At 37.8% G+C, this 11,662-nt stretch carries 9 protein-coding genes; 8 read left to right on the forward strand and 1 reads right to left on the reverse strand.

From position 1 onward, the window contains the following. The first annotated feature begins 26 nt into the window (after positions 1-26). The 7 genes from ACFYKT_RS07495 to ACFYKT_RS07525 all read left to right on the forward strand — a co-directional run bounded on the left by ACFYKT_RS07495 (position 27) and on the right by ACFYKT_RS07525 (position 9,440). Positions 27-1,127: a response regulator gene (locus ACFYKT_RS07495; protein WP_389217703.1), complete on the forward strand. Its 1,101-nt coding sequence runs from the start codon at positions 27-29 to the stop codon at positions 1,125-1,127. A 338-nt stretch (positions 1,128-1,465) separates the two neighbouring features. Further along, positions 1,466-4,498: an ATP-binding protein gene (locus ACFYKT_RS07500; protein ID WP_389217706.1), complete on the forward strand. Its 3,033-nt coding sequence runs from the start codon at positions 1,466-1,468 to the stop codon at positions 4,496-4,498. 204 nt (positions 4,499-4,702) lie between these two features. Next, complete coding sequence (kynU, locus tag ACFYKT_RS07505; protein ID WP_389217709.1) at positions 4,703-5,989, forward strand: kynureninase; 1,287 nt, start codon at positions 4,703-4,705, stop codon at positions 5,987-5,989. Between the two features lie 14 nt (positions 5,990-6,003). After that, the gene (gene kynA, locus ACFYKT_RS07510; protein ID WP_389217712.1) at positions 6,004-6,855 is read left to right on the forward strand and encodes a tryptophan 2,3-dioxygenase; all 852 of its coding nucleotides are present in this window, start codon (positions 6,004-6,006) and stop codon (positions 6,853-6,855) included. A gap of 16 nt (positions 6,856-6,871) precedes the next feature. After that, entirely contained in the window at positions 6,872-7,498 is a 627-nt protein-coding gene (gene kynB / locus ACFYKT_RS07515; protein WP_389217715.1) for an arylformamidase, read from the forward strand. Positions 7,499-7,769: 271 nt separating this feature from the next. Then, entirely contained in the window at positions 7,770-8,717 is a 948-nt protein-coding gene (locus tag ACFYKT_RS07520; RefSeq protein ID WP_389217718.1) for an MBL fold metallo-hydrolase, read from the forward strand. 111 nt (positions 8,718-8,828) lie between these two features. After that, on the forward strand, positions 8,829-9,440 hold the full coding sequence (locus tag ACFYKT_RS07525; RefSeq protein ID WP_389217721.1) for an NUDIX hydrolase: 612 nt from the start codon (positions 8,829-8,831) through the stop codon (positions 9,438-9,440). 98 nt (positions 9,441-9,538) lie between these two features. Here the strand turns inward: ACFYKT_RS07525 and ACFYKT_RS07530 are convergent, their stop codons facing one another. Beyond that, complete coding sequence (locus tag ACFYKT_RS07530; protein WP_389217724.1) at positions 9,539-9,724, reverse strand: hypothetical protein; 186 nt, start codon at positions 9,722-9,724, stop codon at positions 9,539-9,541. A gap of 523 nt (positions 9,725-10,247) precedes the next feature. Between ACFYKT_RS07530 and ACFYKT_RS07535 the strand changes: the two genes are divergently transcribed. Next, a complete protein-coding gene (locus tag ACFYKT_RS07535; protein ID WP_389217727.1) occupies positions 10,248-11,636 on the forward strand; it encodes an L-cystine transporter in 1,389 nt (462 codons plus the stop codon). The last annotated feature ends 26 nt before the right edge of the window (positions 11,637-11,662 follow it).

The following is an 11,662-nucleotide window of genomic DNA, read 5'->3' on the forward strand; positions in this document are numbered from 1 at the left end:
TACCGATTGGAAAAGGAGGGATACAGGTGTTAAAAGCAGTATTGGTTGATGATGAAGTTCTGGCATTAGATTTGTTAGAGGCGATGCTTAAGGAAATCGACGGAATCGACATTATTGGAAAGTTTACAAATTCAGAAGAGGCATTAGAGAATATTGGAAAGATTAAGCCTGATATTATGTTTCTAGATATAGAAATGCAAGAGATGAACGGTATTAGTCTAGCAGAAAAATTAGAAAGTATAGAATGGCAAGCAGAAATTGTGTTTGTCACTGCCTATGATCATTATGCACTTGAGGCATTTAATGTCCAAGCATTTGATTACATTTTAAAGCCAATTGAAAAGTGGCGCCTGAAAAGAGCGATAGAAAGAATTTCCAATCGAAGAAATCCATCGCACCAATCACTTACCAATCATACACCAACAATGAATGCGAGTTTACTTGGAAGTTTTCGATTAACCGATTTACAAGGAAAGCCAATGAATTGGCGGACGAAAAAGGTGAAGGAGCTTTGTGCATATTTGATCCATCAAAACGGTCCTGTTCATCGGGATAAAATTATGGAAGATCTATGGCCGGAGCAAACACTAGAAAAAGCATCAGCCCTTTTGCATACAAGTGTGTATCATCTTCGAAAGGAATTGAAAAACCATAATTTCCATGAAGCGATCAAATATGTAGATGGGAGATATTCTTTTGTCATTGATATAAATAGCGATGTGATGGCAATAAAACCAATCCTGAATCATAAACGATTTACAAGTAGTGATGTAAAGGGAGTACTCTCCTTTTATAAGGATGATTATTTAGTGGAAGAAGACTATTATTGGTCCATTAATGAGCGGGAACAGCTTCGGAAAAGGATCATCCAATATTTAACTTTATATATTAGGGTTACTTCAGATGAAGAAAAATCAGATCATGTTTATAAAGAGGCCATTGAGAAGCTTATTGATTTGGAACCTTGGGAAGAGCGTTTTACGATGGAGTTAATTCAATATTATATCCAGCAGGGAAACAATCGAGAAGCGCTGAATGTTTATGATAATTATCGAACGTCTCTTTGGATTCAGTTAGGGATGAAGCCGCAGAAGAAATTAGAAAAAATGATAGAAAAGATAAAATAATTATTTAATCCACCTAAACTGCTAGTTTAGGTGGATTTTTTGCTGAAGAGAAAGAAGTTTTGAAATAGGAATTTAGAAAAAGAGGATTGCTGTTCGATTGTATTTAGGTCTAAGGAATTAAGTTGTTCAGAAAATGTTAAGTCAGGCTTGATAAGATTAGTGAGTACAAAGTATGAAATTAAGATGAAATGGAGTTGACTTGATCCATTCAAGTGGCTTTTTATTTCAATATTTTTATATATTGTGCGTTCAAGCATTGAATACTCAAGGAAACCAGCATAAAATCTAGTTATCTTAGAATATCTTTCTAACATAAAATTCACAAAGGAATCTTCAGCATGAAAAATAAATTACCGCTAGTCCTAATAATTCTAACCTTAATAATAATTATTGTTATTGGGATCAGGTCCAATAGTAATAATGATGTTTTTCCTACTCCAGTAGCAGAGGACGGCATTTTAGACCTGAGAGATTACAACTTTCAAAATGGGGTTGTTAAGCTTAATGGGGAATGGGAATTTATACCGAACGATTTGGCAGATTCGGCTCAATTTGGACAAAATAAGTCTCACCTCGTCCAAGTGCCATCATTATGGACAAAATATGAGATAGATGGAAAGAAACTATTTAAATTCACGAAGGGCACTTATCGTCTAAAGATATTACTAGATGAAGATGATAGGGAAGAGATTCTTGGTATTAAAACAACGAATATTCGGATGTCAAATAGCATCTATGTGAATGGAAAGCTAATCGGAGGAAGCGGACAGCCAGGAGATAAGGATTCTTATGTTCAACATAATATTCCGTACACAACGTATTTTCATACTGATAAAGAAGAAATTGAAATCCTCGTCCAGGTAGCGAATTTTGATTATGCTAGTGGTGGAGGAATCGTTGGTTCCATTTATTTTGGTAATCAAGAGGGAGTTGCTGCGGTTAGCAAAAGTTCTTTATTTTATGATTGGGTAACAATTATTGCCTTTTTAACAATGTTTGTTTATTTCCTTGGGACTTACCTGCATTTTCGAAAGGACATGGAAACATTATGTTTCTCTTTATTCTGCTTGGCTGTAGTTGTTTACTACGCGTCACATGGTGAGAAGCTAATGTTATCTGTCATTCCAAATATGAGCTATGAAATATTTGAAAGAATTCAAATGCTATCAAGTGTTTGTTTTGGCGTGTTCTTACTTCTATATTTTTATAACTCTTTCAAATATTTTTCGAATAAAAAAATGGTGAAAATCCTAACTGTGCTAGGTTTATTGTTAATGGCAACATCTCTTTTACCTGTTAGGGTAAATTCACAATTACAGATGGTATATTCATCCTTTTTGTTTGTGATCATACTTTATATCTTCATTATTCAACTAAAAGCGATTAAACACAAAGCTGTTGGAGCTGTGTATCTCGTTTTAAGTTCAGTGACGATATTTGTATACTTTATTGTAGCAACCCTGAATGTTATTAGCGATTTTCAATTAAACTTATTACCGCCTGTTATGCCATTCATTCTTTTATCTATGCTATCTCTATTTATTTCCAATCGTTTCACCCATTCCTATTTGAAAAAGGAAGAGCTCTCAAATGCGCTGATTCGAGTGGATAAATTAAAAGATGAATTTTTGGCAAAGACATCTCATGAATTTCGTACTCCACTTCACGGGATTATGGCGATTTCCCAAGCATTATTAGATAAAAATGAGACAAAGATGAGTTCACAAGAAAAAGAAAAGGTATCCCTTATAATGAATATCGCTAAACGATTATCCCATCTTGTTAACGATATTTTAGATTACTCAAAACTGCAGCAAGGGGAATTGAAATTATCGATGACTCCTGTTGATTTACACGCTTTATCTCATGTAATTACGGAGATCTTTACTTTTATGATTGAAAAAGATGTTAAGCTCCATAATCATGTTCCTCGTGGTCAATATGTTTTAGCTGATGAGGGAAGACTGAGGCAGATCCTTTATAATTTATTTGACAATGCAGTAAGGTACACAGATTCAGGAACGATAGAAATAAACTCCTTTATAAATGGGGGAAAGGTAACGATTGAAGTAAAGGATACTGGAATTGGAATTCCACCGGATCATATAGATATTTTATTCGACGCTTTTCAGCAGTTTGAAAATTCTATTGGTGGGACAGGATTGGGGCTAAGCATAACAAAGCAGCTTGTTGAAGTACAGGGGGGAGAAATTGCTGTTCATTCACAAGTGGGGAAAGGTACGACCTTTTCGATATCATTGCCTGCTGCTCAACCTATAGAAAAAGAGAATTCGTTGGCGATTCCCATTCATTATGAGAAAGATCCAATTACATTATCTCTCCCATACAGGAATGAAAAAGAAGGAAAAAGGATTCTAATTGTTGATGATGATCATGTGAATTTGAAGGTATTAATAGATACTCTAGACAATGAACCTTACTCTATTATTGCAGTGGATAATGGCATGGCGGTGTTTGATGAAATAAAGAAAAATCCATCAGTGGATTTGATTCTCTTGGATATTATGATGCCAGGAATTTCAGGATATGAAGTATGTCAAAAACTTAGAAAGTCTTATACTTTATCTGAATTACCCATTCTTATGTTAACAGCTGCTATCAATCCAGAGGATATGATTGCTGCTTTTCAAGCTGGAGCGAATGACTTTTTACATAAGCCGTTTGAGGCTTCGGAGTTGAAAACAAGGATCCGAAATTTATTATTAATGAAGGAATCATCAGAAATGATTACGAAAATAGAAGTGGCTTTTTTACAGGCTCAAATAAAGCCTCATTTTATTTATAATGTGCTTAATACGATTTTGTCCCTGAGTTATACTGATTTGGAGAAATCTCGCACAATGATCACGGATTTTGCTACTTTTTTAAGAGGAAGTTTTACCTTCGAGAATACGAGCCGCTTGGTTCCCCTTGAGAAGGAGCTTTCCTTAATTAAGTCGTATGTGAATATTCATCGGACAAGATTTCCTAACCAATTGGATTTAGAAATTGATATGGATGAAAGTTTTTACTGCATGATTCCACCTTTAATACTCCAGCCTCTTGTTGAGAATGCAATCATCCATGGACTAAGAAATAAATCTAAAGGTGGGAAAGTGAAGCTAATTATAAAGGAAAGCAATAAACAAGTGATGTTCCATATAATTGATAACGGCAAAGGGATTTCTAAGGAAAATCTAGAATCTATATGGGATATGGAGAAAAGGCAAGAGCGTGGAGTAGGTCTTTTAAATATCGCGAAGAGACTCAAGCACTACGAACATACCTCTATCCAAATTAATAGTGATGAACAAGGAACTTCGGTAGAAATTAAGTTTCCATTAGTAAGTGAATCTCTATTAATCTCTTGAAAAATAGAATAATGGAATTCGGAGAGAAGAAGTATTCATCCATTTCCAGTTAAACAAAAAGGATTGACTTGAATATTATTCAAGCAATCCTTTTTTTGTTTAAGGCCGGGAAACCTCTCTTTTTCTATCTTTATGCAGGATTTCCAGATGTATATCATGAAATTAGATGAGAGACAAACTATTTAATGAAAGAGGTGGACAATCATGCAAACGTATTCATTTCAGCCAACAGTAGAATATGCCCGTCAATTAGATCAAGAAGATGTCCTTGCACATTATCGTAATGAATTTTATATAAAGCCTGATTCCATCTACATGGATGGGAATTCATTAGGTTTGCTTTCAAAAAGGGCAGAAAAATCATTGCTGGAGGTGCTAGCAGATTGGAAGGAGCTCGGCATTGATGGCTGGATGGAGGGGAAACACCCATGGTTTTTTCTACCTGAGACGTTAGCTAAGCTTAGTGCTCCGCTTGTCGGTGCTTCTGCTGAGGAGGTCATTGTCACTGGTTCTACAACTGTGAACCTGCATCAGCTTGTTGCTTCTTTTTATAAGCCTGAAGGAAAGCGGACGAAAATCCTAGCTGATGAGCTCACTTTCCCATCTGATATTTATGCATTGCAGAGCCAGCTTCGCCTTCATGGGTTTAACCCAGAAACCCATTTAATTCGTGTAAAAAGCCGAGATGGCCGCTTGTTGGAAGAAGAGGATCTTATTGCTGCTATGACTGAAGAGATTGCATTAATTATTTTACCTACTGTGCTTTATCGAAGCGGACAAATTCTTGATATGAAACGACTAACAGATGAAGCGCATGCACGAGGAATCCTCATTGGCTTTGATGGCTGTCATTCTGTAGGAGCAATTCCGCATGCTTTCAGTGAATGGGATGTTGACTTTGCATTTTGGTGTAATTATAAGCATTTGAATGGCGGCCCTGGCAGTGTTGGGAGTCTTTATGTGAATCGGAAGCATTTTGGCACATTGCCAGGCCTTGCTGGCTGGTTTGGCTCCAAAAAAGACAAGCAATTTGATATGGAGCATTTGTTAATACCAGCAGACACAGCTGGCGCTTTTCAAATTGGGACACCACATATACTAAGTCTAGCCCCATTAATCGGATCATTTGAAATGTTTCAAGAAGCGGGGATCGAAAGGATTCGTGAAAAATCACTCCAGAGCACGCAATACTTAATGGATTTAATTGATTTCGAGTTGGAAGATTATGGTTTTATAATTGGGAATCCGAGAGAAGAGAAGCGACGCGGAGGACATGTCAGTCTTGAACATAAAGAAGCTGCTCGGATTTGTAAAGCATTGAAGGAGTATGGGGTCGTACCTGATTACCGTGCACCAAACATTATTCGCTTAGCACCAATTGCTTTATATAACACATATGAAGAAGTATGGAAGGTTGTCCAAATCCTCAAAAATATTATGGCAGAAAAACTGTATGAGCAATATTCTAACGAAAGAAATGTAGTAGCCTAAGGAGGGTGTGCAAAATGGAAAAGAATAATGAGAAGAAGCTCGTGTCTAATCTTGAAAAAGAAATCCAGACAGATTTTCACCAAGAAATGTCTTATGGTGACTACTTGCAGCTTGATAAAATCTTATCAAGTCAGCATCTTTTGTCCGATCATCATGATGAAATGCTCTTTGTCATCATCCATCAAGCGAGTGAGCTATGGATGAAGCTTATCATCCATGAGCTTTCGGCAGCAACCGAATGCATTAAACGCAATGATTTAGAGCCTTCATTTAAAATGCTTTCACGTGTTTCAAGAATTCAACAGCAATTGATTCAATCCTGGAGTGTATTATCTACATTGACACCTGCTGAATATTTGGAATTCCGTGATAAGCTTGGCCATTCATCTGGCTTTCAATCGTATCAAAATCGCTTAATTGAATTCGCGCTTGGCCAAAAAAATAAGCATACATTATTAGTCTATCAGCATGAAATCGAGCTTTATGAACTTTTGAATAAGGCCTTATATGAACCGAGCATTTATGATGCGGCCATTCAGGCACTTGCAGCTCGCGGACTGTCGATTGATGAAGAAGCACTTGAACGAGATTGGTCACAAACATATAATTCTAATAAGAGCGTAGAGGATGCATGGCTAACTGTTTATCGAAATGTAAATCAGTATTGGGATTTATATGAATTAGCTGAAAAACTAGTAGATATCGGCAGCCAGCAGCAGCTATGGCGGTTCAATCATATGAGTACAGTTGAAAGAATTATTGGTCATAAGAAGGGAACAGGGGGATCCTCAGGGGTTACCTATTTAAAAAGGGTACTTGATCACCAATTTTTCCCGGAATTATGGAGCTTAAGAACAAAGCTATAGTATGGAGGAGAACAAAGTGAGTAAATGGATTGATATTTCACAGCGTCTGGATAATAATATGGTTGTTTGGCCAGGGGATACACCCTTTTCCTATAAAGTAAGCTGGGGTATGGAAGAAAGTGGATCTGTGAATGTAGGGGAAATACGAATGAGTGCACATACAGGCACACATATCGATGCTCCCTTTCATTTTGATAATGATGGGAAAAGGGTAATTGATTTAGATATTAATTTATACATAGGTCCGGCAACCGTTATCCATCTTCCGATTAGTCGTAGCATTCGTGTAGAGGATTTCCAGGGATATAATATAGAAGGTACAACACGTCTATTAATCTATACAGGTGTTTGGAAGGATCGCTCGGTATTCCCTGATTCAATTCCACATATTGACCCTGGAGTAGCGGCCTATTTAGCAGAACAAGGAGTCCAGCTAATTGGGCTAGATCTTCCATCTGTCGACCCAATAGAAAGCAAGGAATTAACTGCACACCATGAACTGACAAGCCATGGACTTCATATATTAGAAGGACTTGTCCTCGATAACATAGCCCCAGGCGCATACGAACTAGCAGCACTCCCACTCCCACTCGTAGAAGGAGACGGCAGCCCAGTACGCGCCGTGTTGAGGAAAAAAGAATAGCTTCTAAAAGAATGTTGTTTTAAATAGGTTATGTGAATTTGTGAATGAAAACTGTACCAAAAAAAGTTAGGTTGATTGGAGCGGAAGGTGCGAGACTCCTGCGGGAGTAGTGGGACAGGTGAGACCCCGCAGGAGTGTAAGCTCCGAGGAGGCTCACCGCCCACCCCGCGGAAAGCGAGTACCTGGAGCGGAAATCAACCTCTACAAACTATGATTTATTTAGCATGTAATTACAGCCAAAGGAAAAACAACTCTGAAAGGTGGAAACACAATGGATTTAGGCTTAGGTGTGTCCATTATTGATTTAATGGATTTAGGAAAAGAAAAAAGAACAGGCAGCTATATTCTTCATGCAGAAGAATTAACAATTATTGAGACATCTGCAAGCCCATCGATTCCTTATTTGCTGGAAGGGTTTAAAAAGTTAAGCATTGACCCAAAAGATATAAAAAATATCATTGTCACACATATCCATCTCGACCATGCAGGTGGAGTCGGATTATTACTGGAAAGCTGCCCAAATGCAAAAGTGATCGTCCATCCGCGAGGCAAGCGTCATCTAGCAGACCCTTCTAAACTAATTCTTGGAGCAAAAGCTGTATATAGAGAGAAATTCGATGAACTGTTTGATCCGATTATACCCGTTCCAGAGGATCGTTTAATCGTTAAAGAAGATGGGGATACATTGCAAATTGGTGAGAAACGCATCTTAACATTCCTAGATACCCCTGGGCATGCCAATCATCATTTCTCCATTCATGATTCATTTAGCAACGGTATTTTCACAGGAGATACAATCGGTGTCTTTTATCCGCAGCTGTTTGAGAAGGGGGTTGAATTGTACCTGCCTTCCACTTCGCCTAATCAATTTGATCCAGATGCAATGCTGCAGTCTATGGAGAAAATTAAAGCACTTGAAGTTGATCGGATCTACTTTGGGCATTACGGAATGACTAAGAATCCCGCTCATGTCTATGAACAAATCACAAAGTGGCTTCCGTTATTTATGGAGGATGCAGGAGAAATATGGATGAACAAACAAGACGAATCGATTGAAACAAAAAGTGAACGATTATTCCAGGCTTTATTCGAAAGAGTAAGCACTTATCTATCGGAAAAAAATATCTCATTAGATGAAAACTTGAGCGAAATTATCCAGCTCGATTTAAGTGTTGGTTCAATGGGAATTGTTGATTATTTAGCAAAGAAGTCAAGATAATAATTTTGAAGTGGTCAGGCAATATTTTTGTCTGGCCCATTTATTTCATTTTTCAAAGTCATCCGTATTATAATGGTTTAAAGTGATGTTAGGATGAAATGAGGTGAGGCAATGCAGATTCAAGAAATCATGACAAAGCTAAGTAATCGGACACCAACCATTTTAGGAAAAGAAAGGTTCTCCAAATATTCCGTTCTAGTACCTCTCATTCAAGAGAAGGGGGAACTGCATGTCCTTTTCGAAATCCGTTCTCACCAGCTTAGAAGGCAGCCCGGTGAGGTTTGTTTTCCAGGAGGAAGGCTTGATGAAACGGATAGGGATGAGCTGCATACGGCTTTTCGTGAAACCTCTGAGGAACTTGGAATCAGTGAAAAAAACATTCAGCTGATTTCTCCCCTTGATTACATGATTTCTCCTTTTGGAACGATTATTTATCCGTTTGCAGGCTTTATTGAAAATCATGAAGAGATTAGGCCGAACGTAAGTGAAGTGGATCAAGTTTTTACTGTCCCTCTTTCCTTTCTAAAAGAAACAAAGCCAGAGATTTTTCAGGTGCATTTCAAGGCGGAGCCTGAGAAGGACTTTCCTCTAAATCAAATTCCAGGAGGAGAAAATTACAATTGGCAGACGAGAAAGATGGACGAGTGTTTTTATTATTATGAAGATAAGGTAATATGGGGAATGACCGCTAGGATTCTTAAGCATTTTATCGAGATTATTTGACAGATTTTTAAGGATGCATATTGTGAGATTAAATGTTACAAAGAAGCAAAAAACAAGAGGAGCAGACAAAAAGTCTGCTCCTCTTGTTTTTGGTTCCGCTAATTTTTTATTAAAGTTTGATTAAGTCCAGTATATAAATCTTTCATATGCACAGTAACGATTTTGGCACCAATCTGGACGTGAACCATGTTGTCAAAAACAGCAGTTACAAGGCCGTTTAATGAAACATTCATTCCAATATTTAAATCCTTTTTTACGTTCTTGTCTTTTTTGTTTTCTGCCATCTTTACACCATCCCATCCATATTTATAGACATATAATCATATAAAGAATATATCCTTTTAATTGTAAAATAAACATGATTAAAATAAAAGTCTAATCTTAGCACTTTTATCGACAAATATCCTTTTTGCAAACATAGTTGCTAATCAATATTAGTTGGTAGAGGTTGATTTCCGCTCCAGGTTACTCGCTTTCCGCGGGGTGGGCGGTGAGCCTCCTCGCCGCTAAAGCGCCTGTGGGGTCTCACCTGTCCCACTACTCCCGCAGGAGTCTCGCAACCTTCCGCTCCAATCAACAAGTTTTTTGAGAAATAGAAAATTTATTCAAAAACAGCAAGGTATTAGAAAGAACCTTTAGAAAAGATACTTAAACTTTCATATTAGATGAGTATAAATTTTATGATTGAAGCATATAACCTATAAATCCTGCAAATTGAAAGGGGGGGAGCCATTTTCTAATTCCTATTTAGTTGATGGGTATACAAGCATTAGTAAGGTAAATGAATAAAGAATGGGAGGGAAATGAATGAATATGTGGTTAGTTATATTGAATATTGCCATTTTGTTATTACTTCTTATTGGATTATTTTATATGCAGAAGAAACATATATCCTTTTCAAAACGAGTATTTGCTGCATTAGGTTTAGGAATTGTGTTTGGTTTTGCTTTACAGTTTATCTATGGACCTACTTCTGAAGTTGTATCTGAATCTGCGGGTTGGATTCATTTGGTTGGCGGCGGTTATGTTAAGTTTCTGCAAATGATTGTTATGCCGCTTGTTTTTATTTCTATTCTAGCTGCTTTTACAAAAATAAAATTAAAGCATAATATTGGAAAAATCAGTACCCTAATTCTTGGGCTGCTCGTCGGTACGACGGCGATCGCGGCTGCTGTCGGGATTGCTGCTGCGGTAGGATTTGATCTGGAAGCAGTGCAGATTACACAGGGAGAGGCAGAGTCGGCGAGGGGAGAACAGCTTGAACAAAGCTATCAAAATATAGAGGGAAGAACTTTTCCACAGCAAATCCTTGATTTAATACCTGCTAATCCATTTCTTGATTTTACAGGTCAACGGCCAACTTCAACAATTGCTGTAGTTATCTTTGCAGCATTTCTAGGGATCGCCTATTTGGGTGTTAGGAGAAAAACACCGGAGCAAGCCGAAATGTTTTCGAAGATTGTTGATGCCATTTACGCCGTTATTATGCGGGTAGTGATGCTTATTTTGCGCTTAACGCCATATGGAGTACTTGCCATTATGACTCGTACAGTGGCAATGAGTGATGTGGATTCAATTTTGAAGCTGGGCAAATTTGTAATAGCGTCCTATGTTGCACTGACCGTGATGTTCATTATTCATTTAGTATTGCTTGCTTTTGCTGGGCTCAATCCAGTAACGTACATGAAAAAGGCATTTCCTGTATTAACCTTTGCCTTCACCTCTCGTACAAGTGCAGGTGCACTTCCGTTAAATATTAAGACACAAAAATCACTTGGTGTACCGGATGGGATTGCTAATTTCTCAGGTTCGTTTGGATTATCCATTGGTCAAAATGGCTGTGCTGGGATTTACCCTGCTATGCTTGCTGTCATGATTGCGCCAACAGTCGGCATTAATCCTTTAACACCTTCCTTTATTCTTACTGTTATTGCGATTGTGGCAATTAGCTCATTTGGCGTTGCTGGTGTTGGTGGCGGGGCAACATTTGCAGCGATCATCGTTCTTGCGGCTTTAGATCTTCCGGTTGCATTAGCGGGATTACTCATTTCTATTGAGCCATTAATTGACATGGGACGTACAGCAGTAAATGTGAGCGGTGCGATGACTTCGGGAATCCTGACAAGTCGGATAACTGGTGAAATTGACAGCAGCGTTTACAATGATATGAACGAGAAAATTGAAGCAGAAGTATAAAAAAGAATCGACAGGTACAAAAGTAC

Source organism: Cytobacillus mangrovibacter, from assembly GCF_042865275.1.
Lineage (GTDB): Bacteria > Bacillota > Bacilli > Bacillales > Cytobacillaceae > Cytobacillus > Cytobacillus mangrovibacter.

What these genes read in the sequence shown, in the direction of transcription:
- ACFYKT_RS07535 (WP_389217727.1), top strand. Translation starts at nt 10,248, where the DNA reads ATGAATATGTGGTTAGTTATATTGAATATTGCCATTTTGTTATTACTT.
- kynA (WP_389217712.1), top strand. Translation starts at nt 6,004, where the DNA reads ATGGAAAAGAATAATGAGAAGAAGCTCGTGTCTAATCTTGAAAAAGAA.
- kynU (WP_389217709.1), top strand. Translation starts at nt 4,703, where the DNA reads ATGCAAACGTATTCATTTCAGCCAACAGTAGAATATGCCCGTCAATTA.
- ACFYKT_RS07525 (WP_389217721.1), top strand. Translation starts at nt 8,829, where the DNA reads ATGCAGATTCAAGAAATCATGACAAAGCTAAGTAATCGGACACCAACC.
- ACFYKT_RS07520 (WP_389217718.1), top strand. Translation starts at nt 7,770, where the DNA reads ATGGATTTAGGCTTAGGTGTGTCCATTATTGATTTAATGGATTTAGGA.
- ACFYKT_RS07500 (WP_389217706.1), top strand. Translation starts at nt 1,466, where the DNA reads ATGAAAAATAAATTACCGCTAGTCCTAATAATTCTAACCTTAATAATA.
- ACFYKT_RS07530 (WP_389217724.1), bottom strand. Translation starts at nt 9,724, where the DNA reads ATGGCAGAAAACAAAAAAGACAAGAACGTAAAAAAGGATTTAAATATT.